Genomic DNA, 26174 nt, shown 5'->3' with positions numbered 1-26174 from the left:
GTTATCGTTAGCGTTAGGGTTATCTCTTTCATCTTTTACACCGTATCTTGTTTTTGCCCTTAATGGTGTCAATGGAGGCTATATGACAGCTGTTTCTCCTCAGCAGGCTTATCAACAGGCATTGGCTGCGGGCTTTAAAGAAGACTCGGCTCAACTGCAAGCGGTTGAGTGCTTAGAGCTGTGTTATCAACAGCTGATGGCGCATGAGCCTACCGTGCGCGGCGTTTATTTATGGGGGCCGGTGGGGCGGGGTAAGACCTGGTTGATGGACAGTTTTTATAATAGTGTAAATGAAGGAATGAGTGCAGGCTCAAGCGTGCCTGCCAAGCGGCTGCACTTTCATCACTTTATGCGCTGGGTGCATCAACGCTTATTTCAGCTGAGCGGACAGCCCGAGCCATTAACCTTGTTGGCCCAAGAGCTGGCGAGTGAGGCCCGCGTCTTATGTTTAGATGAGCTGTATATTAACGATATTGGCGATGCCATGTTGCTCAGTCGCTTATTACAGCAGCTGTTTGCCCAAGGCTTAGTATTAGTGGTGACCTCTAATCAGCCGCCAGAAAAGCTCTATGAAAACGGCTTTAACCGCGAGCGCTTACTGCCAGCCATAGCGGCGATCAATCAACATTTGCAGGTGTTAAGTGTGGCTGGCGTTGAGGATCACCGTCTACACCCCGGCCAGTTACAGCAGCGCTTTTGGGTGGGGCTGCCTCAAGCCTTAGCGGCGGTGTTTGCCGAACTGGCGCCCGATTTTGCGCAAGAAGCGGGAAATGAGACGGCACATAAATCGAGACATGAAAAAGACAATCAGCCAGCACTGCGTTTAGGGCACAGAGATATCAAGGTAGTGCAGCGCAGCGAGCAGGTGTTGTGGTGCAAGTATGCGGATTTATGCGAACAGCCTTTAAGCGCGGCGGATTTTATTGAATTGTGTGACCAGTTTTCGACAATTTTACTCAGCGAAGTGCCTCAACTTGCCTGCACTCAGTCATTAACTGAGCAACAAGTGGTTATCGCGCGCGGTACAGAAGATGGCGTAAGCCAAGTGGCGGCGGGAGATCGTGAGCTGCCGGCGTTATCTCGCCAAGACGACGGCGTGCGCCGTTTTATCGCCTTGGTGGATGAGTGTTATGACCGCCAGATCCCCATTTACATTAGTGCAGCGGTACCCTTGAGTGACCTTTATGGCCAAGGGGCACTGGCGTTTCCCTTTCGGCGCACCTTGAGTCGTTTACAAGCCATGCAATTGGCACGTTTTGGTCAATAATTTTGTAGCTGGCAGACCTTTTGGAAAGCTGCTTTTGTGGCCCAAAATTTACACATAACACAATGCCGAAGTCCTCTTTATCGTAAACAGAGGCACGCTACAAAAGATAAAAGCCCCTGTAGCCGCCCGTCTCTTTGGTAAAGAGGACTTCGGCGGGCCAGCGTAGCTGGCTGTTTTAAAAACAGAGCAAAACCTTGTCGAATGCTCTTTACTTACAATATTGAATTTTAAAACAAACGCCATAACCCCATAAGCAACCACACCAACACCCGTAAGCTGTACCAAGCGGCAGTGCCTAGCCAAAGCAAGCCGCCACCCAGCCACAGCAGTAGCGCAATCAGGGTCGAGGTTAGCTTATAGATACTTTTGCCCAGATCCGGTAGTAACCGTAAGCTGGCGCGAAAGGAGCCTTTTAAGCTGTCGGATAATTTTGCCAGCCGTGACAACTCTTGCACCGAGTCTGCATGGTGCAAGGCATCGAGCGCGCCTTTGCTGCTGCTGTTTTTGGCAATGCGGCGCACGCCTCGGCCGCTTTTCAATAGCTGTTTGCTGGCGGTGGATGACACTAGGCGTTTTGAGGCGCTGGCTAACTCATCCAGCTGTACTCGGTTTAAGGTTTTAAGCTCCAGCTTACTAAAGCGGGCGCCCACTTCGCTGACCGCCTTTGGATCGATGGCGTTTTTGGTGATGCGTGTTAGCTGTCTGCCTAAGCTCTTGCTCAGCCGGCCACTTTTGCGGGCCACTTTGACTAACGATAAACCTACTTTAACCGGTGCTGCGGTGCCGCCGCTGGCCACCGTCATTACCGTTAACCCCAAGCCGGTACCGGCCAGGGCCAACAACACGGGGTCGTGATCCGGCCATGCCAGTGACTGCAATATTACATCGCGCACATCGCCAAATAAGGTGAAATCACTGATGGTGGCGGCGGCCAAGCCAAGGCCTGAGTCGGCGCGGCCGGTGCTCATGCCCTGCCAGATATCCGCAGAGTTGCGCACCGTAGTGGCGCGCCAAGTTTCTTGTGCCGCCACTTGCTGATGAAACTCCGGCGCCAAGCTCACGCCTTGCTCATCGGCCAAGTTCAGCAAAGAGCGGGCGAGCTCAATATCTTGCTCACTCAGGGCTTGTGTAAGCTGGCGAGCATAATCATCTGCCGACAACTGGGCGAGCCTAAAGCGCGTGAGCAGCAGTGAGTCTTTAAAGACTAAGATCTGTGCTGCGTCCCAGCCCCGTGGAATCACCGTGCTCGCCGTAGACAGCATGCCCGCCAGCATGGCGAGAAAAATGAGTCTTTTCAGGCCGCGTAAAAAGCGCCTCACTAACTTATTCGTGTTCGGTATTGCGATGGGCGGCAAGGTAGCTCTCGCCCAAGGCAGACAGGTATTGCAAGCTGGCTTCGGTAGAGGCAGACAAATTAGTGGCCGCTTTAGCGGTAACGCTGAGCATGCCGCTTTCATCGCGCACCACTAAGCCTAAGGTTTCTAGCTTCAGCACTTTACGGCGCACGGTTTCTCGGGCAATGCCGCTGCATTCGGCCACCGACTGAATATTAATGGGTTGTAGCTGCACCACTTCTTTATCTGGGTGCATAAACTCTTCATAGCTCATGGCTGTGCTTTGGCGTGCGGGCAGGGTGCGCGAACCAATAATGGCCAAGATCAGCATCAGATCAAGATCACCAAAAAATTGTTTACGTAGCACTATTAGCAACTCGCACAGCTCTTCTACATGAGCGGGGTAAATATGGCCAAAATGAGTGGTGAGTTGCTGATAATTGAAAGGCATGGTTAAGCTCGTATCGATAAAAGAGAAGCAACGCCCATTTTGGGCATAAGGCACGTTGTCTGCAAGCCATGTTTAACCGAGACTATTAGGTTAGCTAGTTCTATATAAAAAATGGGACCTTAAAGATTAAAGACATATCTGCAACGGAGCCCACGGAAGACGCGGAAAAATTAAGCTGAGATAAGATCGAGAAAGGATCAGAGCTTTGATGATAAGGACTCTTCTTCTGATGAGCTGTTGCTCAGCCCTTATCCATTAAAGTCCTTTATCATGGCTTTGTTTTTTTCAGATCTGATCTCTATTGTTCCGTGGGTTCTGTGTTCTTCCGTTGCAAAATAGTTTTGGGTTTAAAAGCAGTTCAGCAACAGTCTGTGTTGGTTTCAGCTTAGCGCTGGAGGCTACTCATTAATTTACTGGGAGTTTCGTTTGAAAAATTATGTGGGTGTATTAGTAGCTATGTGCTTGCTGGGCGCTTTAAGCGGTTGCGGCGAGCAAGAGCCGGTGGCGGAGAGCAAAGCCGTGATCCGCCCCGTGCCGATTATGGCCGTGGCGGCAAGCGATGGCATTTCTGGGTTGCGCTTTCCTGGTCGGGTGCGTGCGGTGCAGCGGGCCGAGTTAGCCTTTAATTTACCCGGTCGCATTATTGAATTTCCGGTACAAGAAGGGCAACAGATTGAAAAGGGCGCGCTTGTAGCACGCTTAGATGCCGAAACTGTTGAGCTGCAGCTGGCCTCGGCCAGTGCCCAATATAATAAAGCTCGTACCGATTACGGCCGCGTGCAAAAGATCTGGCAGCAAAGCAAAGCAGTTGCCAAAGCTGAGGTTGACCAAAAACGCACCGCCATGGAAGTGGCGCGCACTCAGTATTTAGCCGCCAAAAAAGACGTGGCCGATACACGACTGCTCGCACCCTTTGCGGGCGTAGTGGCCAAACGCCACGTTGAAAATTTCAGTAATGTGCAGGCTAAACAAGCCATTGTGAGCCTGCAAGATACCAGCGATTTAGAAATCGTGATTAATGTGCCCGAGCGCATCGTGCGCTCTGAGCCTAAGTCTGTGGCTGGGGTGGCGGTATTTACCGACTATCCGGATCAACCCCTGCCGGTGCGCTTAAAATCATTTTCTACTGAGGCCGATGCTCAAACTCAAAGCTATGAAGTGGTGCTGGCGCTAGAGCCCGGTTTTAGCCTTAAGGTGTTGCCGGGCATGTCGGTTGAAGTGCAGCCTCGCCAAGAGGAGGCAGACACGCCAACACAAAAAGTAATGGTGCCGCTGAAGGCGATTTTATCGAGTGCCGCGGGCGAAACCCAAGTCTGGATCTTTGATAGCGAAACCCAATTGGTCACAGCACAAACCGTGACCTTGGGCCAAGTGCATGATGCGGATGTAGAAGTGCTAACCGGCTTGCAGGGCGGTGAGCGCATTGTGACGGCCGGCGTAAGCCAGCTGCGCGATGGCATGCAAGTGCGCCCGCTGTAAATTTAATAACAGCGCCGAGCACCAAGCACCACGCTCAACCAAGTGACTAAAACCTATTTGCCACGGAACCCACGGAAGAACACGGAAAAATAGTGTTCAGATCTGAAAGAGAAAGGCAGCGCCGAGCACCAAGCGCTAAGCACCAAGCTAAGCAAAGATCGGTGTTTATATGTTAGCTCGGCGCTTGGTGCTAGGCGCTTAGCGCTGTTAATACTCGACACTTTAAGCGCCGCAAATATTGAATAAATAAAAGGGCTAACACGTGAATATTGCTGAACAGACCTTAGCCAAGCGTACTATCGCTTGGATGGCTTGTGTGCTGCTGTTGATAGGCGGCTATATGAGCTATGAAAAACTGGGCCGCTTTGAAGACCCTGAATTTGTGATCCGCCAAGCGGTGATCTCTACTCCGTATCCCGGGGCGTTGCCCTCGCAGGTGGCCGAAGAGGTCACCGACGTTATTGAGAGTGCGGTCCAACAGCTGCAAGAGCTAAAAGAAGTCACTTCAGTGTCGCGCATGGGCGACTCGTTAGTGAAGGTCGAAATCGACATGAAGTTTGCCCATAGCCGCGCTGAGCTAGAGCAGGTGTGGGACAAGCTGCGGCGCAAGATCAATGACGCCCAGCGCCAGTTGCCGCCCGGGGCCGGACCGTCAGTGGTGAACGATGATTTTGGCGATGTGTATGCCTTGTTTTTTGCGGTTACCGGCGACGGTTACAGCCTGCAACAAATCAAAGATTACATCGATGACTTAGAGCGAGAGCTGCTATTGGTGCCAGGAGTGGCCCGCATTGCCACTTTAGGCGCGCCGCAAGAGGCGATATTTTTAGAAATCTCTGCCAGCAAAGCTAGTCAGTTAGATATACCGCTCGATAATATTTACCAAACGCTTAAGCAACAGAACGTGATCTCCGATGCGGGTAATCTGCGCATTGGGCCACAGCGCATCTACTTTAGCCCACAAGGCCAAGCCGACTCGGTGGTGGCCTTGGGTAATATTGCGCTGGCCTCCTCTGATGGTGAGCAGATTATCTTCTTAAAAGATGTGGCCACCATTACCCGTTCAGAAATTGAGCCACCCCGAGCGCTGATGGAAATTAATGGTCGCCCAGCCATTGGTTTAGGCGTATCGCAAGTGACCGGCGGCAACGTGGTCGATATGGGCGATGCGGTAAAGGCGCGCTTGAGCGAGCTAGAATCCCAGCGCCCGCTCGGCATGGAGCTGGAAGTTATTTCCTATCAGTCGGACTCAGTGCGTGAGTCCGTAGACGGCTTTGTGGCCAACTTGGCGGCGGCGGTAGGCATAGTGGTGCTGGTGTTGATCCTGTTTATGGGTTGGCGCAGCGGCATTATTGTGGGCACTGTGCTGGTGCTCACGGTAGCGGGGACTTTAATTGCCATGCTGCTTGACGATATTGCCATGCAGCGGGTGTCGCTCGGTGCCTTAATTATTGCGCTCGGTATGTTGGTGGATAACGCCATCGTAGTGACCGACGGCATTTTAGTGCGCATGCAAAAAGGCGAGCGGGCAGAATCTGCGGCCTCCGCCGTGGTGCAAGGTACTCAATGGCCTCTGCTGGGTGGTACCTTAGTGGGCATTTTGGCCTTTAGTGCCATTGGCTTATCGCCCACCGACATGGGTGAATATGCGGGCTCGTTATTTTGGGTGATCTTATATTCGATGCTGCTCAGCTGGCTGTTTGCGGTGACGCTCACGCCTTTGCTGTGTGTGGCGCTGCTCAAGGTCAAAGTACAAGATCCCAACACCATTAAAGAGTCGGGCATTTTGCTGCGTTATCGGGCCGTGCTACAGGCGGCACTGCGTAAGCGTTTATTAACCGGTGGCATCTTATTGGCAATGTTAGTCAGTGCTATCGTCGGTTTTGGTTGGGTGCAGGTGGGCTTTATGCCGGAGTCCGCACGCCCGCAGTTTGTGATCGACATGAACTTGGCCCAAGGCAGTGATATTACCGAAACCCAAACCGAGCTGGCCAAAATGGCCAAATATGTGCAAGGCAAAGAGGGCGTTGAGCAAGTGACTAGCTTCGTCGGCCAAGGGGGCTTGCGCTTTATGCTCACCTATAGTCCAGAAGATCCGAATAGCAGCTATGGCCAGCTATTAGTGGATGTGGATGATGCCAAGCGCATTAGCGAGCTGGTGGTGGAGCTGCAAGAAGAATTGACCGAGTTGCATCCGCAAGTCGACATCAAGGTGTGGAAGTTTATGCTCGGTCGTGGCGGCGGTAAGAAAATAGAAGCCGCCTTTATGGGACCGGATCCGGGTGTATTACGCCAACTTGCTGAGCAAGCCAAAACCATCATGGCCGAGGATCCAGAGTCCATCGCGATTCAAGATGATTGGCGCCAAAAAGTACCAGTGCTGCGCCCAGTGATCGATGAGATTGCGGCGCGCCGCGCAGGCTTAGACATTACCGACATTAGCCAAGCCATTAACCGTGCTTATACTGGCCAGCGCATCGGCGTGTATCGGGAAGCGGATAAGCTAATTCCTATTATCTCGCGAGCCCCTTTTGCCGAGCGGGCGACGGCACAAGATGTGGCTAACGTGCGGGTGTATAGCCCCACGGCCAAAGACTATCTGCCGGTCAGTCAGTTAGTTAAAGAGGTAAAGGTGGAGTGGGCGGACGCCATTATTCGCCGCGTGGATGGTTTCCCGACCATTAAAGCGCAGGTGGATCCCTTGCCTGGTGAGCAGTCGACGCCGTTATTTGAGCGCTTACGCCCTGAAGTTGAGGCCATAGAGCTGCCGCCGGGTTATCGCTTAGAATGGCACGGTGAATACAAGGCATCGAAAGAGGCTAACGAGGGCTTGGCGATTTCGGCACCTTACGGCTTTACCGCCATGATACTGGCGGTAGTGGTGATGTTTAATGCGCTGCGCCAACCCTTGGTGATTTGGCTTACCGCACCCTTGGCCATTATTGGGGTAACCGTGGGGCTGGTGTTGTTTCAGGTGCCGTTTGAGTTTATGGCCATCTTGGGTTGCCTGAGCTTAATCGGCATGTTGGTGAAAAACTCCATCGTGCTGGTGGACCAAGCGGATGCAGAAATACGAGACGGTAAGGCGCGCTATAACGCCGTGATTGATGCAGCCGTAAGCCGTGCCCGCCCGGTATTCTTGGGCGCTTTTACCACCATTTTGGGGGTAGCGCCGCTGTTGCTCGACCCCTTCTTTAAGAGCATGGCGGTAGTGATCATGTTTGGTTTAACCTTCGCCACGGCACTCACGCTAGTAGTCGTGCCCCTGCTGTATGCAGTGTTCTTTAAGATCCAACCCGAAGAACCCGCGAGTTAAACATTCGCAAACCGTAAATAATCAGGCGCCCAATGGGCGCCTTTTTCATGATTAAGGTACAGAGCCGAGCGATACAAAGGCAATGTTGAATTTTGAATGCTTAATGTTGAATTAAAATTTATTAATCATTCAAAATTAACCATTCAACATTGCGCACAGACGGGTTGTGCTTTAGTTGCGACTGCGGGGGCAGTATTATGGCAAGCTTTCTAGTGTCCTTATGTTGGCACGACTCACGGCTTTGAACTTAATTTAACGGAAACTGCACTTATGTTGTTGATGATCGATAACTATGACTCTTTTACTTATAACCTAGTGCAGTATTTTGGTGAGCTAGGCCAAGAGGTCATGGTAAGGCGCAATGACGAGATCACCGTTAATGAGATTGCACAGCTTAAGCTCGCAGGCTTGGTGATATCCCCAGGCCCGCGTACGCCTACTGAGGCGGGTATTTCGCTGGCGGCCATTAAAGAATTTGCCGGCCAACTGCCTATTTTAGGGGTTTGTTTGGGGCATCAGGCCATCGCGCAGGCGTTTGGTGGTAACGTGGTACGGGCACAGAAAGTAATGCACGGTAAAACATCTCGTATTTGCCATACTGGTCAGGGGCTATTTCAGGACTTGCCAGAGCCATTAACGGTCACCCGTTATCACTCGTTAGTGGTGGAGGCCGCCAGTTTGCCGAGCTGCTTTAGCGTCACCGCTTGGAGCCAGACTGAAGAAAGCGCGCGGGATGAAATCATGGGCATGCAGCATAATAGTTTGCCTATCCACAGCGTGCAGTTTCATCCCGAAAGCATCATGACCGAGTGCGGTCATCAGTTGCTGGGTAATTTCTTGCGCTTATTGGCGCGCTAAACTCAGCTGTGCTCTGGGCTTGGCTAAGTGAGTAGGCTAAGAGTGAGGGATAGTATTTTTTCGTACATATTCTTCGTAGATGTCTTTCGCACATATTTTTCGTACATTTTTAAAATATAGGCATTTTATTACTGCACTTGGGTGTAGTTTTATGCAATATATAGTGGCGCTATAGCCTGTATTTTGGTTTTTAACTGCTAACTTATGCAGTATTTATGATTAGTTTTTGGCTGGCGCTGTTGTCTTGCTGCTGTTGTTTATCGAGCTAGCTCACAGGTTGTTGGTCATAATGTCCGTATATTCACCTATATTTAACATTTACCGCTAAAGAATGGCGGTATTCAAGGAGTAAGCATGTCTGATATGGCAGTCACCCGCGAATTATTCGACCAAGTTATGGTGCCTAATTACGCTCCCGCCCAAATGATCCCCGTGCGGGGCTTAGGCGCTCGAGTGTGGGATCAAGAACACCGAGAATATATCGACTTTGCCGGTGGTATTGCGGTCAGCTGCTTAGGCCACTGCCATCCGGCCTTGGTTGGTGCCTTGCGCGAACAAAGCGAAAAATTATGGCATGTTAGTAACGTACTGACTAATGAGCCGGCGCTGCGTTTAGCGAGCAAAATGGTGGCGGCGACCTTTGCCGAAAAAGCCTATTTTTGTAACTCAGGGGCCGAGGCTAACGAAGCGGCCTTTAAGTTGGCGCGTCGTTATGCGTTGGAGCATTTTGGTGAACAAAAATCACAAATTATTGCCTTTAACCAAGGCTTTCACGGCCGTACCTTCTTTACCGTGACCGTGGGCGGCCAAGCGGCGTATTCCGATGGTTTTGGCCCTAAACCTGCTGATATCGATCATGTAGATTACAACGATCTAGCTGCGCTTAAAGCCATAATATCCGATAACACCTGTGCCGTGGTCATGGAGCCTTTGCAAGGGGAGGGCGGCATTATCAGCCCAGATCCAGAATATGTGCAGGCGGTGCGCGCCTTATGCGATCAACACAATGCCTTATTGATCTTTGATGAAGTACAAACCGGCGTCGGCCGTACTGGTGCACTTTATGCCTATATGGACTTAGGCGTGGTGCCGGATATTTTAACCAGTGCTAAATCGCTGGGCGGCGGCTTTCCGATTGGGGCCATGCTAACCACCACCAAGATCGCCGCGTCGCTAAAACCGGGCACCCACGGCTCGACCTACGGCGGTAATCCGCTGGCTTGTGCTGTAGCCGAAGCCGCCTTTGATACGGTGAATACCAATGCGGTGTTAGCCGGCGTTAAAGAGCGCGAAACCTGGTATCGCGATGGCTTAAGCGCCATTAATGATAAGTATCAGTGCTTTAGTGAAGTGCGCGGCAAGGGTTTATTACTCGGTTGTGTGTTGAACGAGCAGTATCAAGGGCGCGCCAAAGAATTTTTAGATGCAGCCATGGATGAGCAATTAATGGTATTGATAGCCGGTGCCAACGTAGTGCGCTTTACGCCATCTTTAGTGATCAGTCACGCAGACGTAACCGAAGGGCTGGCCCGCTTTGAACGCGCCGTCGCCAAGGTCGTGCAAGGCTAAGAGTGAAGGGGACTGGCCCAATCGGCGTCGGTATCTACATATTGCACGAATGTAGAAGCCGCTTTAGCCGGCTGGTTTTACGCAGTAAAACTAAGCCCCTCGAGCTACGCCTGAGCCAAACAATTAATACCAATCTGGAAAACTAATTGATCAGGGCCTTTTCGCTACGGAAGAACACTGAAAAATAGTGTTCAGACCTGAGAATGACGCTAAGTAGTAAGAGCCAAATACCCTAGCTTGAATAGGAGGGGCCCTTACCATCGAAGCTCTTAGTCACTTGTCGCACGTGAACTGCGTCCGTGAGTTCTGTGGACTCCGTGGCAGAAAAAGCTTTTAATTTTTAGTTTTAATACCAAAGCGAGGCAATCGCCTCGCTTTCCTAACTCGCGCTAATAAGGAGTCTGGCATGCTGGTGATACGACCTATCGCGCAGAAAGACTTTCCTACCCTCAAACAGTTCGCTATTGAGTCTGGCCATGGCTTTACTTCGCTGCCGGTTAACGACGATTTATTACAACGCAAAATAGACAACTCATTGGCGGCCTTTGCTAACCGTGGCACGGCTAAAGCCGAAGGCTTGTACTTTTTTGTGGCCGAAGACGGTGAAACCGGCGAGGTGCTGGGCACCTGTGCCATAGACGCAGCCGTGGGGTTATCTGACCCTTTTTATAATTACCTGCTCGGTAAACAAGTACACAGCTCCGCCAAGTTGGGCATTTATAATGTAGTCGAAACCCTGACCCTGACTAACGATTACACGGGGGTGAGCGAGCTGTGCACTTTGTTTTTACGAGAGTCGGCACGTGTTGGGCTAAATGGGCGTTTGCTTTCAAAAAGTCGTTTTTTATTCTTGGCCGAGTTTAGTGAACTGTTCGATCATCGGATCTTAGCCGAGATGCGCGGCGTGTCAGACGAGCAAGGCCGCAGTCCTTTTTGGCATTGGCTGCAAGAGCACTTTTTTACCATGGATTTCCCCACCGTCGACTACCTGACCGGCATCGGCCAAAAAGGCTTTATCGCGGATTTAATGCCCAAGTTTCCTATCTACGTTAACTTATTATCAAAAGCCGCCAGAGATGTTATTGGCATTACTCATAACAACACCCGGCCAGCTCTGCATTTACTGGAAGAAGAAGGGTTCACGTGGCGCGGCTATGTGGACATTTTTGATGCAGGCCCCAGTGTAGAGTGTGAGTTATCGCAAATTCGCTCGGTGCGAAATAGTAGACAATACACAGTTAAGATTGGTGATGTTAGCCAAGGGAACCAGCACTTGATCAGCAACACTCAATTTGCAGATTTTCGCGCCTTAATCACAGAGGTTGAGTTAGTAGGCGAGTCTGATAAAGACGGTTTACTCACAGTAACGCTCACCAAAGAGGTGGCGAAGTTACTCAAAGTAACCAAGGGTGATAGGGTAAGACTTGTCGAAATATAAGCTGAGATATATGCCTTTCTAGCTGCATCAAGTAGCGAGCTAGAGGTAACAGCTAGGACTAAGAATTTTTGCCACGACTCTTTGTTACGAGAAGCACGGAACTCACGGAAAAACTAAGATGAAATAAGATCGACGAGTGACTAAGAGCTGTTGATGATAAGGGCTTGCCCTTTTATGAGCCGCTGGTTGGCTCTTACCCTTATATAGCCTTGGCTCTTTCAGATGTGATCACTATTTTTCCTTGTGTTGTCCGTGGGTTCCGTGGCAAAAAATATTTAAGCTCTTTTTTATAAAGGAGATATTGAATGACGGACACTGAGCAGCAGGCAACAGCGGTTCAATATATTAACGGTTATTGGCTAACCGGCGAGGGCGAGGAGTTTAGCTCAATCGATCCGGCAAAAAATGTTGAGCTATGGCGCGGTGCTGCCGCAAGCCTTAGTCAAGTGAACGCGGCAGTGGCGGCGGCGCGCGCAGCAAGCCCTGCATGGGCTGAGCGGCCATTGAACGACCGGCTTACCATTATTGGCCGTTATGCGGAGTTATTGGTTGAGCATAAAGCGCGCATCGCACAACTGATTGCCCAAGAAACCGGTAAACCCCTCTGGGAAAGTGCCACCGAGGCGGCGGCCATGGCCGGTAAAATCGCGCTGTCAGCCAAAGCTTATGCCGAGCGCACCGGTTTCACCGAAACCGCTTTAGGCCAAGGCCGGGCCGTGCTTCGCCATAAACCTCACGGTGTAGTGGCAGTCTTTGGCCCCTATAACTTTCCGGGTCATTTACCTAATGGACATATAGTGCCGGCTTTAATTGCCGGCAATACGGTGGTCTTTAAACCCTCTGAGCTGACCCCACAAGTGGCCGAAGCCATGGTAAAACTGTGGGAGCTAGCTGGCTTGCCAGCTGGGGTGCTGAACCTAGTTCAAGGCGAGGTGAACACCGGCAAAGCGTTGGCGGCCCATGGAGATTTAGACGGTTTGTTTTTTACTGGATCTTCAGGTACCGGCCAGCTGCTACACAACCAAATGGCTGGCCAGCCCAGTAAAATATTGGCGCTGGAAATGGGCGGCAATAACCCACTGGTGGTCGGTGAGGTGGCAGACATAGACGCGGCAGTCCATACCATAGTGCAGTCGGCCTTTATTACCTCGGGCCAGCGCTGCACCTGCGCTCGACGCTTATTATTACCTAAAGGCGAGGCGGGCGATCGTATTCTGGCGCGCTTACTGGCAGTAACTAAGGCCATTAAGGTTGGTTTGTACGATGCAGATCCTCAGCCCTTTATGGGCGCTATGATTTCGGTGCATGCGGCCAAAGCCATGATAGCGGCACAGGCGCATTTGCTGGCGCTGGGCGGCGAGTCGTTATTGATGCTCAAGTCATTGCAAGCCAATACCGGCTTAGTGTCGCCGGGCATTATTGAGGTCAGCGCCATTAAGGAGCTTCCGGATGAAGAATATTTTGGTCCGCTGTTGCAGGTGATGCGCTACGGCAATCTTCGCGAGGCGCTAACCTTGGCGAACAACACCCGTTATGGGCTAGCGGCGGGATTATTATCGGATTACCAACAAGACTGGGATTACTTTTTCCGTCATATTCGCGCCGGTATCGTTAATTGGAACAAACCGATTACCGGTGCCTCCGGTGCCGCCCCCTTTGGTGGCGTGGGCGACAGCGGTAATCACAGAGCTAGCGCCTATTACGCCGCCGATTACTGCGCCTATCCGGTGGCGTCTATGGAAGAAAATAAAGTCAGCATGCCCGACACCCTATCGCCGGGCTTACATTTTTAGGGCGCAGCTGTAGCATTTTTATGCCGTCATCCTGACGTAAGTCAGGATCTTGTTTTAAAAGCATCAAGAAACTCTGCAGCGGAATCCACAGAATACGCGGAAAAATTAAGCTGAGATAAGATCGATGAGTGATAAATGCTTGGGTAAGACCTTAACTATTAAGATCACTGTCAGATCTGATCACTATTTTTCCGTGGGTTCCGTTGCAACAGGCTCTAAGATCTTAAAGGCTTATCTGCAACGAAACGCACAAGGCGCACAGTAGGCGCGGAAAATTAAGCCGAGATAAGGTCGACAAGTGACAAAGCCTTTGGGGTTAAGATCTTACTCATTAATTTTTTCAGATTTTATTTTTAGCTAGGCGTTTGGCGCTGGGAATTTTTTATCTTAATCAAGGAGTTAGCGTAATGAAATTGGCGTTTATTGGCTTGGGCGTGATGGGCTTTCCTATGGCGGCGCACTTACAACAAGCCGGCCATCAGGTGTGCGTGTATAACCGCAGTCCAGAAAAAGCAGCCGCTTGGGCCGAGAGTAACGGTGGCAGCCATGCCTTAACACCGGCCGCCGCGGCCAAAGACGCAGACATGGTGATGGTGTGCGTGGGCAACGACGACGACGTACGCTCGGTAGTATATGGCGAAGAAGGTGTGTTAGCGGGTATGAAAGCGGGCGCATTGTTGGTGGATCACACTACGACCTCTGCCATATTGGCAGAAGAGCTTGCTGCTGCGGCCGCAAAACTGGATCTGCGCTTTATTGATGCGCCAGTCTCCGGTGGTCAGTTGGGGGCCGAAAACGGTGCCTTAACCATTATGGTGGGCGGTACTGAGGCGGACGTAGCCGAAGCGTCACCGGTATTAGCTGCTTACGGTAAAAAAGTGACGCGTTTAGGGCCGGTGGGCTCAGGCCAGCGTTGTAAGATGGTCAATCAAATCTTCGTGATTGGTGCCGTACAAGGCATTGCCGAAGGCTTGATGATCGCACAAAAGGCCGGCTTAGATATTCCGACCCTAATTGATGTATTAGGTGGCGGCGCCGCCCAAAGCTGGCAGTTACAAAACCGTGCCCAAACCATGAGTGAAGATAAATTCGACTTTGGCTTTGCCGCTCAGTGGATGCACAAAGACTTAGGTATTTGTTTAGATGAGGCGGAACAACAAGGACTAACGTTGCCCCTGACCGAGCATGTGCATAAGGTGTATGAGCAATTGTTAGCCGACGGTTTTGGCCGTTGTGACTCTACCGTGGTTATTAAAGACTTAGTGGCCAAAGCGAAATAAAGCCGCCCTAAACCAGCGGGCGGTCGGAATTTGTCGGCTTTGAAGGGTTAAGCGCACAAATTTGACCCGCTGCGCATTTGGCCTCTAGTAGCTCATACCGAGCTCGGCTATGCTGAGTCGGTGTTGGTCGCCGCACTTGTTTAACCGCACGCCTGTTAACTGATTGCTTGTTTAGCAGCGCGTTTTTGGCGAGTGAGGGCGGCTTTTGAGTGGAATTATGTGACGCTTTTAGCAATATCTGCACAAAACAACGGCACTTGATGTAGCCCTTGATACAAAGGCTTTGCTTGAAGCCTAAATTTGAATAGAGTGGGTAACCACTTAATGCCAAGTGAGAAAGGATCCCTATGAATAAGACTCAGCTTGTTGAAGCAATTGCCGCTAAGGCAGATTTAAATAAGGCACAGGCCAAGGCCGCGCTGGAAGAAGTACTAAGCGGTATAACCCAAAGCCTGAAAGAAGGCGACCCAGTACAACTGGTGGGTTTTGGTACCTTTAAAGTGAACCACCGCGCTGCACGCGCCGGTCGTAATCCACAGACAGGTGCTGAAATTCAGATTGCTGCTGCCAATGTCCCTGCTTTTGTAGCGGGCAAGGCACTGAAAGATGCCATCAAGTAATATCTTCTAAACCCGACTTAGGTCGGGTTTTTTCTCTCTCAGTTTGCTCCTTTTAACATAAACTTGTTATAACTAATGCCAGCCTGTTTCCTTTTCTAGGAGGCTCTGATGGAAGCCAATACCGTTCGACAAATGACCACACCCTGGTCCGGCGCTCGTGGTTTAACCACCGGGCTTATGTTGACTGAGGTATATCAGGATGTATGGACCGGTAAATTGCTGCTCTCTATGGGCATGCCGACCAAGATTGATACGCCCCCCCAAGTAATTTACCAGTTACAGTTTGATCATGTGTTTGGCTATCGGATGCTAGAAGGCGCCGACGTGTTGAGCTTTATGGACGACGAAGACGAGGGGAGTTCAGATACTCAAATTCATTTGATCACGCCGTCGCGTTTTTTAATTTGGTTTCATCAGCAAAGCCAAGGCTTGCATCTGGATGATGATATTCAACATTATCGTATTGCCAGCTGGGATTATTGTGTGGATGTACTGGCGGGCCAAGTGCCGCAGGTGCTTGTTAAGCAATCGACTTAACTCCTGCGGTAGTGGGAGTTGTCAGCCATAAGCGTTCTTGTAGAGGCCGCTTTGAGCGCGCCGGTTTTGTGTAGCAAAACTAAACGTAAACAGTCTTGAACCTAAAAGCCATGAGCTAAGCAAACAGCAAAGGATAAATAAAAGATGAAAGGGTTTATTTTGGTGGCACATGGCAGTCGTCGTGAGGCGGCCAATCAAGAAATTGCTGATTTTACAGCCAGCGTGACGCAATCTATGGCGGCGCGTTTTGAAATCATGGGCCATGCCTTTTGGGAACTGGCCGAGCCTTCGCTTGAACAAGCCATAGACAGCCAAGTGGCGGCGGGTGCCACTGAGATTAAGCTGTTCCCGTACTTTTTGGCCCAAGGCCGACATGTAGTAGAAGACTTGCCCTCGGTACTGCATCAAAAGCGCGAGCAATACCCAGATCTTACGCTCACGCTGTTGCCGCACTTAGGTGCCATGCCAGGCTTTGCCGATTGGTTAGCCGAGCAGTTATAACGATCTTTGTACGCGGCTAACAGGTCACAATAAAAGAGCCCCTTTTTGCTATACACTCCAAAGGGGCTCTTTTTGTTTTGCTTGGTGCTAGGCGCTTGTGGCTATTTTCGCCTCACGCCTCACGCCTCACGCTGCTAAGGCTTAGCCAAGTGCCAAACATCAAACTTGCCATCGCCAAACACATCGCCGGCGGCTTTGTCGTCTTTCCACAGATACAGCGGCTGCTCTTTATAGCTCCACTGTAAAACGCCATCGGCACGCTTGATAATGCCGTAATCCCCTTCGGCTTTATCCTTAGCGGTAGCCATCAGCGGTGGCCAATTGTCGGCGCATTGGTCGTTACAGTTGCTCACGCCGGCTTGGTCTTTCTCAAACACATATAAACTCATGCCCGCTTCATTGGTGAGGATCTCGCCCTCGGCGCTATCAGCGGTTTGTATGGGGGCGGCCAGCAGCGGCAAGCTGATGGCGAAGGTTAGCCCTAATCCCAGTAAAGTTTTGCTAAACAATTTATTGTAAGACATGTCTTTGCTACGCATACGATACTCCTGTTGGCAAAAGTAAAGCGAATGCAGTGCTCACCTTGCAGAGCTGCATTAACATCAAGAATAGGTGAGGAATAGGGTTTAGGTGATGGTGAAGAGTGAAGCGTAAAGGGTGATGAGTAAAAATACCGGTAGTTCCCGTAGAGGCCGCTTTAGCCGGCCGGTTTTGCATAGCAAAACTAAAACCTAACAACAATACCGTTTTTGAACATGGCATTGTTTGGTGGCTCTTCGTGTCGCTGCGCGCCACCGGCCAGCTAAAGCGGCCTCTACGAGTGGGTTAGACACAAAAAAAGCCGCCATCAATGATGGCGGCTTAGGCGTTGTATTTTTGCATACAGCGTAAAGCGTATAACGTAAGGCGTGGTATTAAGCGCCTTGGTTTTCTCGCTCTATGGCGCGATAGGCGATGTCGTGACGATAAAACATCCCTTGCCATTTAATCTGTTCAGCCACCGCATAGGCATTGGCTTGCGCTTCGGTTACCGTATTACCTAAGGCCGTGGCGCACAATACGCGCCCACCTGAGGTAACCAAGGTGGCGTCTTGAAAGCTGCTGCCGGCGTGAAAGGTTTTGCTGATCGGCGTTTCTGCGGGGATATTAGTAATAGCGTCAAATTTACGATAACCATCCGCCGGATAACCGCCCGCCGCCAATACCACACCCACGGCGGCGCGCGGGTCAAACTCGGCCGTGACCGTATCTAGCTTACCGTTACAACCAGCTAAGCACAGCTCCACGAGATCAGACTGCAAGCGCATCAGAATTGGCTGCGTTTCTGGGTCACCAAAGCGACAGTTAAACTCAATCACCTTTGGCTGACCGGCGTTATCGATCATCAGGCCCGCGTATAAGAAGCCTTTGTAAACGTTACCTTCAGCCGCCATGCCCCGCACTGTGGGCATGATCACTTGGCGCATCACGCGGTCGTGGATTTCCTGCGTCACTACGGGTGCGGGGCTATAGGCACCCATGCCGCCAGTATTGGGGCCAGTATCGCCGTCGCCGACGCGCTTGTGATCTTGGCTGGTAGCCATGGCCAACACGTTTTCACCGTCCACCATCACAATAAAGGAGGCTTCTTCGCCATCGAGAAACTCTTCGATCACCACACGGCTGCCTGCAGCGCCAAAGGCATTGCCAGATAACATATCGTGCACGGCGTTTTCTGCCTCTGCTAAGGTCATGGCCACAATCACGCCTTTACCGGCCGCTAAACCGTCAGCTTTTACCACGATAGGTGCGCCTTTTTCGCGTAAATAAGCGATAGCAGGCTCAACTTCGGTAAAGTTCTGGTACTCAGCACTCGGGATATTTTGGCGCGCTAAAAAGTCTTTGCTGAAGGCTTTAGAGCCTTCTAACTGGGCCGCGGCCGCAGTGGGACCAAAAATGGCTAAGCTTTCGGCGTCAAACGCATCAACCACACCGGCGACTAATGGTGCTTCTGGACCAACAATGGTCAGGCCAATCTGTTCTTGTTTGGCAAACGCCAGCAAGCCTTGAATATCGGTAGCAGCAATGTCTACATTCGTCAGATTCGACTCTAAAGCCGTGCCCGCATTACCTGGGGCCACGAATACCTGACTGACGTTAGGCGATTGTGCGGCTTTCCACGCCAAAGCATGCTCACGACCACCACCACCAATGATTAATACTTTCATCAATTTTGTTCCTCAAAATTAGTAAAGCACTTGATAGAAGCTAGGATTATTTCAAACAGAGAAGGATAGGAAGTAATCACTAAGCCGACCATCACATGACAGGGACGTCATGTGCTGAGCGCCGCATGGATGCGGTTTAGCGCGTCGGCGTGTGATTTTTCCTATCCTACTAACAATTAAGCTCCTAGCTTCTTATCAATGGCGAAAGTGACGCATGCCGGTGAAGACCATGGTCATGCCATGCTCATCGGCGGCCTGAATAACTTCATCGTCACGCATAGAGCCACCCGGCTGGATCACACAGCTGATACCGGCGGCCGCAGCGGCGTCTATGCCATCACGGAACGGGAAGAAGGCATCAGATGCCATCACTGAACCCGCTACTTGCAAGCCTTCGTCTTCGGCTTTAATGCCGGCTACTTTAGCAGAGTACACGCGGCTCATTTGGCCGGCGCCTACGCCAATAGTTTGTGCGCCTTTGGCGTACACAATGGCGTTGGACTTCACGTATTTGGCCACTTTCCAGCAGAATAACAAGTCTTGCAACTCGGCGTCCGTAGGCTGGCGCTTGCTGACTACTTTTAGGTCGTCTAAGCCAATGTTACCTTGGTCGCGGTCTTGCACTAAGATGCCACCGTTCACGCGTTTAATGTCCAGCGTTTTGGTCTTCTCGGCCCAAATTCCAGATACTAATAAGCGCACGTTTTTCTTCTCGGCAACAACGTCTTGTGCGGCATCAGACACGCTAGGTGCGATGATCACTTCCACAAACTGACGATCAACAATGGCTTTAGCGGTGTCGGCATCTAATTCGCGGTTAAAGGCGATAATGCCGCCAAAGGCAGAGGTAGGATCGGTTTGATAAGCACGCTCGTAGGCTGTTAATAGATTATCGCCCAGTGCCACACCGCAAGGGTTGGCGTGCTTCACAATCACACAAGCCGGGGTATCAAACTCTTTTACGCACTCTAACGCGGCATCGGTGTCGGCGATATTATTGAACGACAACTCTTTGCCTTGCAGCTGAGTGGCGGTGGCCACTGAAGCTTCATCTATCTGGTTTTCCACATAAAAAGCGGCGCTCTGATGGCTGTTTTCGCCATAGCGTAAGTCTTGCTTTTTAGTGAATTGATAGTTGATGGTACGCGGGAAAGCAGAGCCTTCACTCGCAGCATGATAGGCGGGTACCATGGTGCCAAAGTAGTTGGCAATCATGCCGTCGTATTGGGCGGTGTGCTCAAAAGCGGCAATGGCTAAACCAAAGCGGGTAGCTTGGGTCAAGCTGTTGTTGCCTGAGTCCATTTCGTTGAGCAAACGGTCGTAATCGCTGCTATTTACCACTATGGCCACATCGTTGTGGTTTTTAGCGGCAGCACGTACCATGGTCGGTCCGCCGATATCGATGTTTTCGATGGCATCTTCGAGGCTGCAATCGGCTTTGGCTACGGTATTGGCGAACGGGTAAAGGTTGACCACCACCATGTCGATGGGGGCAATGCCGTGCTCGGTCATAATGGCGTCATCGGTGCCGCGACGGCCTAAAATACCGCCGTGTACCTTGGGGTGTAGCGTTTTAACGCGGCCATCCATCATTTCAGGAAAACCGGTATAATCAGACACTTCGGTGACGGGAATGCCTTGTTCAGCTAACAAACGGGCGGTGCCACCGGTAGACAGCAGTTCTACGCCACGGGCGTGTAAGCCTTGGGCGAAATTGATGATGCCGTCTTTGTCAGACACACTCAGCAGAGCACGGCGAATGGGTCGAGCAGTTTCCATGGTTTCTCGTTCCTTTAACGATCGATCGGGGGGGTTGGTAAAAGCGGCGTGACTCGCGTCGACTTTACCAAACCGCCTAGCATGCAGTACTGGCCCAACAACTGGATCTGCGGCTAAGCAGAGGCGGCGTATTCTACTGTATTTTACCGCTGCTTGCGCCCCTAATTTATTTAGGAGTCAAGAGACTTCCTGTGGCGAAAAACGTTAATATTGGCGTCATTGTTTACATGCGCACCGGCCCTTCGAGCAATGTTGAATGTTGAATGTTGAATGTTGAATGTTTAATTCAATTTAAAATTACCAACCAGCGCGCCAATTTTACAGGGTGCACGAATGTATGTGTCGCTGCGCGCCACCAGCCAGTTAAAGCAGGCTTCTACACTAACAATTTGCGATGTCTGCTTGTTCCGCGTTTAACGCCGAATGCTCTCTGTTTTGTAGGGGCCAATTTATTCGGCCAGATTTTGCGTTGAGATTTGAGTCTGTGGCATATTGCCCGGTCAAACAGCCATGCCGATGTTTGCAAGGTGCACGAATGTAGTCGCGCGCTTTGAGCGCCGAAAGCCTGCGCAGCAGGTTCTGATGCAGATGTTCTACATATACCACCGAACAGCAGTGTGAATTTAAAGCCATACGGTGGCACGGGAGAGGGCTGAGCAAAGATGTTGCTGCGCAGCTAAAGCAGCGCCGCTGTGTGCTCGGCGTTTTTTATTTATTGCTGACGGCTTAAGGCTGACAGCTTCTAGCGGCTTTTAGTTTGGAGTTCAGTTATGCGCGCACGTTTGGGCTGGGGATTAAGTGTCAGCCAGTGGTTTATCTTTTTATTGGCCAATGCGTTGGCACTGCCGATTATTTTAGGCCAAGCTTTTGGTCTTGAAGGCAGTGAAATTGCCGGCTTAATGCAGCGCACTTTGATGTTGGTGGGCTTGAGCTCTTTGGTGCAAATCACCATCGGCCATCGCTATCCGGTGGCGGATGGGCCGGCGGGTTCTTGGGCCATAGTATTTGTGGTGATGGCCTATATTGGCCGCGCGCAAGGCTATGAAGGTGGCGAGATATTACGCCTATTGGCGGGCGGGGTATTAGTGTCCGGCGCCATTATGTTGGTGTTGGGTATTGCTAAGCAAACCCACAGGTTATTATTTTTATTCACGCCCTTGGTAACGGGTAGCTTTATGTTGCTGCTGGTGATTCAGCTGTCCGGCGTCTTTGTGCGCGGCATGGTCACAGATCCGCAAAGTGGCGTGATGACCCTGCCGGTAGCGGCCATTGGCTTGTTGGTGTTTATTGGCGTGCTGTTATGCTCCTTTAGCCGCCATGCGCTGGTGCGTACCTATGCGGTATTGGTGGGGATAGTGCTGGGCTGGGGCGCCTTTGCGGTGTTTGGTTTAGGTGCTTCGGCGCTGCCCAATACGGGCAGTGGCATCCAATTACCGAGCTTATTCACCTTTGGTTCGCCCAAACTCGACATTGGCATGTTGGTGGTCGCGGTGCTGTTCTCCTTGCTATTAATCTCCAACCAAGTGGCGGCCATTACTGCTATCTCCACCGTGGTGGAGGGCAAGCAGCCGACCATGGAAAACGCGCTGAATCGTAGCAGCCTAGCATCTGGCATTAGCCACATGATGGCCGGTGGTTTGTCGACCATAGCGGTAGTGCCACTGCCGATCACGGCGGGCTTTGTTCAGCTCACCGGTGATCAAAGGCGTGCGCCTTTTATGCTGGCCTGTATGTTAATGGTGGGGGTGAGCTTATTCCCTGCGGCGGTGGGCTTTTTGTCTTTGCTGCCGGCACCTGTTGCTAATGCCGCCTTGCTGGCTGCTTTTATTAAACTGGTGATGCTGGCGTTTCAATTACTTACTAAATACCCGTTGGATCAACGAGCCGGCACTATTTTAGGCGTCACTGTGTTGTTAGGCGTAGGGTGTATGTTTTTACCGCCTGATTTGTATCGACACTGGCCAGGTTTGGCGCAATATCTATTAGGCAATGGTTTGCTAACCGGTACCTTGATCGCACTGGTGATGGAGCAAGCATGGCGTAAAAGCGCTTAAAAAATAGCGCTGAGCTGAAACCGAAGAGCCAGAGCGATTGACAAAGACTATTTCTGCCAGGGAAGAGCACCGAACTCACGGAAGCGGTCACGTGCGAAGAGTAATAACAGCGCCTAGCGCTGCTCTTAAGCTCACTATTTTTCCTTGTGTTGTCCGTGCTTTCCGTGGCAAATAGTTTTAATCACTAAAATCTAGCGTTGGTGCTTTAGGGCACCAACGCTTACTCTGCAGCTGTTGATGAAACATTACTAACTGAGGAAAGCAACATGACAGAATTTACCATACCGGATATGACCTGCGGCCATTGCGTCGGTGCCATTACCGATGCCTTAACTGCCGTTGATGAGAATTGCGAAATCGATTTTGACTTACTCAACCATCAGATCACCGTGCACAGCAACCGCACCCCGCAACAGCTGGTAAATGCGCTAACTGCCGCCGGTTACCCGCCCAAGATTAGCGATAATTAAGTCGAAATCGGTGAGGCGTGAGGAGTAAAGAGTGAGGTGTAAACCTTAGCTAGAGCTTCAGATTTGGTATTTACTCCTCACATCTCACCATTCACTTCTCACGGCTTTTTGGGGAACGCTGATGAACATAGGTGAGGCGGCGAAACTCAGTGGCTTGTCCGCCAAAATGATCCGCCACTACGAACAAATTCAGCTGCTAAAACCAGCCGCGCGCAGTGCCGCTGGCTATCGACAATATGATGAACAAAATATCGACGTGCTTAAATTTATTCGCCAAGCGCGGGTATTAGGCTTTTCTATTGCACAAATCGATGAGTTGCTCAGCCTGTGGCAAAACCCCACGCGGCCCAGTCGTGCGGTTAAGCAGGTCGCCCTGCAACATCTCGCCGAAGTCGAGCATAAAATGCGCGAGTTGGCTGCCATGCAAGCTACGCTACAAAACATGATTTCTGCCTGTTCTGGCGATGATCACTCCCACTGCGCCATTCTCGAACAACTTGCTCAAAAAAAATGAGGGGTGAAGGGTAAAGTGTGAGGCGAAAATTGGAAGACGTATTTTTATGCAGTCTTGCCGGGCTTGCCCCGGTATCTCGTTTTTAATCTCTATAAGTGAAAAAAAACGAGATCCTGACATGCGTCAGGAAGACGGCTAAGGCTACTTATGGCAAGCGTACGGCTAAGACTTTGCGGCCTTGACCTTCCCCTATGGTAAGGCTTAAGCTGATGCTATAACTGCCAGCCTAAGGAGCCACTCATGACCACCCCTAGCGCATCTCATGATGAGCAACCGTTGCAGCTGTCCATTACGGGCATGAGCTGTGCGTCTTGCGTGCGCCGCGTCGAGCAAGCCTTACTGAAAACCCCGGGCGTTACCGCCGCCAGTGTGAATTTGGCCAGTGAAAAAGCCCAAGTGAGCACTACTGCCGATGTTTCCGCCAATGAGTTAATTACCGCCATTAATAAGGCTGGCTATCAGACCCGTAGCGAACAATATGAGCTGACTATTATCGGCATGAGCTGCGCTTCGTGTGTGGGGCGAGTGGAAAAGGCGCTGCTGCGTTTGCCGGGAGTATTGTCTGCCAGCGTGAATTTAGCGGCAGAAAGTGCGCAGGTGAGCGTACTTGAGGGCAATGTGGATGAGGCGCAGTTGGTGGCGGCCATTAACAAAGCCGGTTATCAGGCCAAGCCCATAGCGGCGGAGCGGGAAGACGATAACGCGCGCCGAGCGGCCGAGCAGCAAAGCCTCAAGCGCGACTTTGGCTGGTCGCTGGCGCTGACGTTGCCGGTGTTTATTTTAGAAATGGGTAGCCATGTGATCCCCGGTATGGCCTCGTGGATTGAGGCGACCTTAGGCCAAACCCTAAACTGGGGCATACAGTTTGTATTGACCACTTTAGTGTTACTGGGCCCTGGTCGGCGCTTCTTGCGCCAAGGGTTTCCCGCACTGTTGCGTGGTGCCCCGGACATGAATTCATTAGTGGCGCTGGGCAGTGTATCCGCTTGGGGATTTTCGGTGGTGGTGCTGTTTGCCGGTCAGCTGTTACCCGCCGGCACCCAGCATGTGTATTTTGAAGCAGCGGCGGTGATCGTCACGCTGATCTTATTGGGTCGTTTCTTGGAAGCCAGAGCCAAAGGCCGCACCGGCGAAGCGATTCAGCGCTTATTAAAATTGCAGGTTAATACTGCGCGGGTGCAAAAGGGCGGCGAGAGCCAAGAAGTACCGCTAAACCAAGTGCAAGTGGGGGATAGCTTATTAGTGCGCCCCGGCGAGCGCATTCCATTAGACGGTACCGTGCAGGCGGGTAGCTCTTATGTGGATGAGTCTATGCTCACCGGCGAGCCCGTGCCGGTAGAGAAAAATCAAGGCGACGAAGTGGTCGGCGGCACCATTAATAAAAACGGCGCCTTAACCGTAGTGACCACCAAAATCGGCAAAGACACATTATTAGCGCAAATTATTCGCATGGTCGAGCAAGCCCAAGGCGCCAAACTGCCCATTCAAGCGCTGGTCGATAAAGTCACCGGCGTGTTCGTACCGATAGTGATGGCCGTAGCCGCACTCACCTTTATCGCTTGGTTATGGTTTGGCCCCACGCCAGCTTTAAGCTTTGCCCTTATTAATGCGGTGGCGGTGCTGATCATTGCTTGCCCTTGTGCCATGGGCTTGGCCACGCCGACCTCGATTATGGTGGGCACTGGGCGCGCCGCTGAGCTGGGTGTGCTGTTTCGTAAGGGCCAAGCGCTGCAAACTCTGCGTGATACTAAGGTAGTAGCGCTTGATAAAACCGGCACTCTGACTAAGGGCCAGCCGGAACTTACCGATTTACATGTTATGCCCAGCTTTGATGAAAACCACACCTTGGCGCTGATTGCCGCCGTGGAGCAGCACTCTGAGCACCCGATTGCCGAGGCCATAGTGGTGGCGGCCAAAGCGCGCGAACTAACGCTGGCTACGCCGGAAGACTTTCAATCTTTGTCTGGCTTAGGCGTGGCGGCCAAGGTAAATGGCCAAAAAGTAGAAGTAGGCGCCGACCGTTATCTGATTCGATTAGGTTATGACTTAAGCGCACTTAATGACACAGCACAGCAGCTGGCTAAAGAAGGCAAGAGCCCGCTGTATGCGGCGATAGATGATAAATTAGCGGCCATTATTGCGGTGGCTGATCCTATTAAAGAGGGCACACCTGCAGCCATCAACGCCTTGCATGCGCTGGGCTTAAAAGTGGCCATGATCACCGGCGATAATCGCCATACCGCACAGGCCATAGCGGCGCAATTAGGCATAGATGAAGTGAAAGCAGAGGTGATGCCAGACGGTAAAGTGGCGGCTTTAAAAGCCTTGCGTGAGCAATATGGGCCTGTGGCCTTTGTGGGGGACGGCATTAATGACGCACCGGCACTGGCCGAGGCAGATGTGGGTTTAGCCATAGGGACTGGCACCGACATCGCCATAGAAGCCGCCGAAGTGGTACTGATGGGCGGCGATTTGCGCGCCGTGCCCAGTGCGTTGGCCATTAGTCATGCCACCTTGCGTAATATTCGCCAAAACCTATTTTGGGCCTTCGCCTATAATGCCTGTTTGATACCGGTCGCGGCCGGCGTGTTATATCCCGTTTTCGGTATCCTACTCTCACCCATGCTCGCCGCCGGTGCCATGGCACTGTCGAGCGTATTTGTGGTGAGCAACGCCCTAAGATTGAAAAGGTTTAAACCTTAACTGC

Annotated in this window: 20 protein-coding genes; 15 read left to right on the top strand and 5 right to left on the bottom strand. The window is 51.4% G+C overall.

Translation table 11 applies throughout. The annotated features are described in order from the left end of the window. The first annotated feature begins 82 nt into the window (after positions 1 to 82). Complete coding sequence (zapE, locus tag CBP31_RS04260) at positions 83 to 1267, top strand: cell division protein ZapE (RefSeq protein WP_087035024.1); 1185 nt, start codon at positions 83 to 85, stop codon at positions 1265 to 1267. A 227-nt stretch (positions 1268 to 1494) separates the two neighbouring features. On the opposite strand, the gene CBP31_RS04255 is transcribed toward zapE, so the two are convergent. Both CBP31_RS04255 and CBP31_RS04250 read right to left on the bottom strand, forming a co-directional pair. Then, positions 1495 to 2586 (bottom strand): hypothetical protein, encoded by a 1092-nt coding sequence (locus tag CBP31_RS04255; protein ID WP_151898776.1) that lies wholly within the window; start codon positions 2584 to 2586, stop codon positions 1495 to 1497. Between the two features lie 4 nt (positions 2587 to 2590). Beyond that, the gene (locus tag CBP31_RS04250; protein ID WP_087038610.1) at positions 2591 to 3052 is read right to left on the bottom strand and encodes a helix-turn-helix domain-containing protein; all 462 of its coding nucleotides are present in this window, start codon (positions 3050 to 3052) and stop codon (positions 2591 to 2593) included. Positions 3053 to 3478: 426 nt separating this feature from the next. On the opposite strand from CBP31_RS04250, the gene CBP31_RS04245 reads away from it, so the two are divergent. The 10 genes from CBP31_RS04245 to CBP31_RS04200 all read left to right on the top strand — a co-directional run bounded on the left by CBP31_RS04245 (position 3479) and on the right by CBP31_RS04200 (position 16443). Next, the gene (locus CBP31_RS04245) at positions 3479 to 4531 is read left to right on the top strand and encodes an efflux RND transporter periplasmic adaptor subunit (RefSeq protein WP_227875134.1); all 1053 of its coding nucleotides are present in this window, start codon (positions 3479 to 3481) and stop codon (positions 4529 to 4531) included. A 262-nt stretch (positions 4532 to 4793) separates the two neighbouring features. Beyond that, positions 4794 to 7847 carry an efflux RND transporter permease subunit gene (locus tag CBP31_RS04240; protein ID WP_087035022.1) on the top strand — a complete coding sequence of 1018 codons (3054 nt, stop codon included), beginning with the start codon at positions 4794 to 4796 and terminating at the stop codon, positions 7845 to 7847. Between the two features lie 270 nt (positions 7848 to 8117). Beyond that, complete coding sequence (locus CBP31_RS04235; protein ID WP_087035021.1) at positions 8118 to 8705, top strand: anthranilate synthase component II; 588 nt, start codon at positions 8118 to 8120, stop codon at positions 8703 to 8705. Positions 8706 to 9059: 354 nt separating this feature from the next. Continuing rightward, positions 9060 to 10274 carry an aspartate aminotransferase family protein gene (locus CBP31_RS04230; RefSeq protein WP_087035020.1) on the top strand — a complete coding sequence of 405 codons (1215 nt, stop codon included), beginning with the start codon at positions 9060 to 9062 and terminating at the stop codon, positions 10272 to 10274. Between the two features lie 406 nt (positions 10275 to 10680). Further along, positions 10681 to 11712, top strand: coding sequence for an arginine N-succinyltransferase (gene astA, locus CBP31_RS04225; protein WP_087035019.1), 1032 nt, complete (start codon positions 10681 to 10683; stop codon positions 11710 to 11712). 305 nt (positions 11713 to 12017) lie between these two features. Next, on the top strand, positions 12018 to 13505 hold the full coding sequence (gene astD / locus CBP31_RS04220; RefSeq protein ID WP_087035018.1) for a succinylglutamate-semialdehyde dehydrogenase: 1488 nt from the start codon (positions 12018 to 12020) through the stop codon (positions 13503 to 13505). 365 nt (positions 13506 to 13870) lie between these two features. Next, a complete protein-coding gene (locus tag CBP31_RS04215; RefSeq protein WP_265414967.1) occupies positions 13871 to 14785 on the top strand; it encodes an NAD(P)-dependent oxidoreductase in 915 nt (304 codons plus the stop codon). Between the two features lie 347 nt (positions 14786 to 15132). Continuing rightward, positions 15133 to 15405 carry a nucleoid-associated protein HU-alpha gene (gene hupA, locus CBP31_RS04210; protein ID WP_087035016.1) on the top strand — a complete coding sequence of 91 codons (273 nt, stop codon included), beginning with the start codon at positions 15133 to 15135 and terminating at the stop codon, positions 15403 to 15405. A gap of 108 nt (positions 15406 to 15513) precedes the next feature. Then, a complete protein-coding gene (locus CBP31_RS04205) occupies positions 15514 to 15942 on the top strand; it encodes a hypothetical protein (RefSeq protein ID WP_087035015.1) in 429 nt (142 codons plus the stop codon). Positions 15943 to 16086: 144 nt separating this feature from the next. Next, on the top strand, positions 16087 to 16443 hold the full coding sequence (locus CBP31_RS04200) for a sirohydrochlorin chelatase (RefSeq protein WP_087035014.1): 357 nt from the start codon (positions 16087 to 16089) through the stop codon (positions 16441 to 16443). A gap of 134 nt (positions 16444 to 16577) precedes the next feature. Here the strand turns inward: CBP31_RS04200 and CBP31_RS04195 are convergent, their stop codons facing one another. The 3 genes from CBP31_RS04195 to purH all read right to left on the bottom strand — a co-directional run bounded on the left by CBP31_RS04195 (position 16578) and on the right by purH (position 20429). Next, entirely contained in the window at positions 16578 to 16982 is a 405-nt protein-coding gene (locus CBP31_RS04195; RefSeq protein WP_227875133.1) for a COG4315 family predicted lipoprotein, read from the bottom strand. Between the two features lie 375 nt (positions 16983 to 17357). Further along, the gene (gene purD, locus CBP31_RS04190) at positions 17358 to 18650 is read right to left on the bottom strand and encodes a phosphoribosylamine--glycine ligase (RefSeq protein ID WP_087035013.1); all 1293 of its coding nucleotides are present in this window, start codon (positions 18648 to 18650) and stop codon (positions 17358 to 17360) included. 195 nt (positions 18651 to 18845) lie between these two features. Further along, positions 18846 to 20429, bottom strand: a complete 1584-nt coding sequence (gene purH, locus CBP31_RS04185; RefSeq protein WP_087035012.1) for a bifunctional phosphoribosylaminoimidazolecarboxamide formyltransferase/IMP cyclohydrolase — start codon at positions 20427 to 20429, stop codon at positions 18846 to 18848. Between the two features lie 770 nt (positions 20430 to 21199). Here purH and CBP31_RS04180 point away from each other — a divergent pair. The 4 genes from CBP31_RS04180 to CBP31_RS04165 all read left to right on the top strand — a co-directional run bounded on the left by CBP31_RS04180 (position 21200) and on the right by CBP31_RS04165 (position 26170). Then, on the top strand, positions 21200 to 22483 hold the full coding sequence (locus CBP31_RS04180) for a purine/pyrimidine permease (RefSeq protein ID WP_087035011.1): 1284 nt from the start codon (positions 21200 to 21202) through the stop codon (positions 22481 to 22483). Positions 22484 to 22749: 266 nt separating this feature from the next. Further along, positions 22750 to 22953 carry a heavy-metal-associated domain-containing protein gene (locus CBP31_RS04175; RefSeq protein WP_087035010.1) on the top strand — a complete coding sequence of 68 codons (204 nt, stop codon included), beginning with the start codon at positions 22750 to 22752 and terminating at the stop codon, positions 22951 to 22953. Between the two features lie 121 nt (positions 22954 to 23074). Next, entirely contained in the window at positions 23075 to 23467 is a 393-nt protein-coding gene (gene cueR, locus CBP31_RS04170) for a Cu(I)-responsive transcriptional regulator (RefSeq protein WP_087035009.1), read from the top strand. A 240-nt stretch (positions 23468 to 23707) separates the two neighbouring features. Then, a complete protein-coding gene (locus CBP31_RS04165; RefSeq protein ID WP_087035008.1) occupies positions 23708 to 26170 on the top strand; it encodes a heavy metal translocating P-type ATPase in 2463 nt (820 codons plus the stop codon). Positions 26171 to 26174: the final 4 nt, after the last annotated feature.

The organism is Oceanisphaera profunda (assembly GCF_002157895.1).
GTDB lineage: Bacteria > Pseudomonadota > Gammaproteobacteria > Enterobacterales > Aeromonadaceae > Oceanimonas > Oceanimonas profunda.
This window is presented reverse-complemented; position numbering and strand designations above follow the sequence as displayed.

Coding starts and splice junctions, on each gene's coding strand:
- zapE (WP_087035024.1), top strand. CDS start 83: ATGACAGCTGTTTCTCCTCAGCAGGCTTATCAACAGGCATTGGCTGCG.
- CBP31_RS04250 (WP_087038610.1), bottom strand. CDS start 3,052: ATGCCTTTCAATTATCAGCAACTCACCACTCATTTTGGCCATATTTAC.
- CBP31_RS04235 (WP_087035021.1), top strand. CDS start 8,118: ATGTTGTTGATGATCGATAACTATGACTCTTTTACTTATAACCTAGTG.
- CBP31_RS04230 (WP_087035020.1), top strand. CDS start 9,060: ATGTCTGATATGGCAGTCACCCGCGAATTATTCGACCAAGTTATGGTG.
- astA (WP_087035019.1), top strand. CDS start 10,681: ATGCTGGTGATACGACCTATCGCGCAGAAAGACTTTCCTACCCTCAAA.
- astD (WP_087035018.1), top strand. CDS start 12,018: ATGACGGACACTGAGCAGCAGGCAACAGCGGTTCAATATATTAACGGT.
- hupA (WP_087035016.1), top strand. CDS start 15,133: ATGAATAAGACTCAGCTTGTTGAAGCAATTGCCGCTAAGGCAGATTTA.
- CBP31_RS04205 (WP_087035015.1), top strand. CDS start 15,514: ATGGAAGCCAATACCGTTCGACAAATGACCACACCCTGGTCCGGCGCT.
- CBP31_RS04200 (WP_087035014.1), top strand. CDS start 16,087: ATGAAAGGGTTTATTTTGGTGGCACATGGCAGTCGTCGTGAGGCGGCC.
- CBP31_RS04195 (WP_227875133.1), bottom strand. CDS start 16,982: ATGCGTAGCAAAGACATGTCTTACAATAAATTGTTTAGCAAAACTTTA.
- purD (WP_087035013.1), bottom strand. CDS start 18,650: ATGAAAGTATTAATCATTGGTGGTGGTGGTCGTGAGCATGCTTTGGCG.
- purH (WP_087035012.1), bottom strand. CDS start 20,429: ATGGAAACTGCTCGACCCATTCGCCGTGCTCTGCTGAGTGTGTCTGAC.
- CBP31_RS04180 (WP_087035011.1), top strand. CDS start 21,200: ATGCGCGCACGTTTGGGCTGGGGATTAAGTGTCAGCCAGTGGTTTATC.
- CBP31_RS04175 (WP_087035010.1), top strand. CDS start 22,750: ATGACAGAATTTACCATACCGGATATGACCTGCGGCCATTGCGTCGGT.
- cueR (WP_087035009.1), top strand. CDS start 23,075: ATGAACATAGGTGAGGCGGCGAAACTCAGTGGCTTGTCCGCCAAAATG.
- CBP31_RS04165 (WP_087035008.1), top strand. CDS start 23,708: ATGACCACCCCTAGCGCATCTCATGATGAGCAACCGTTGCAGCTGTCC.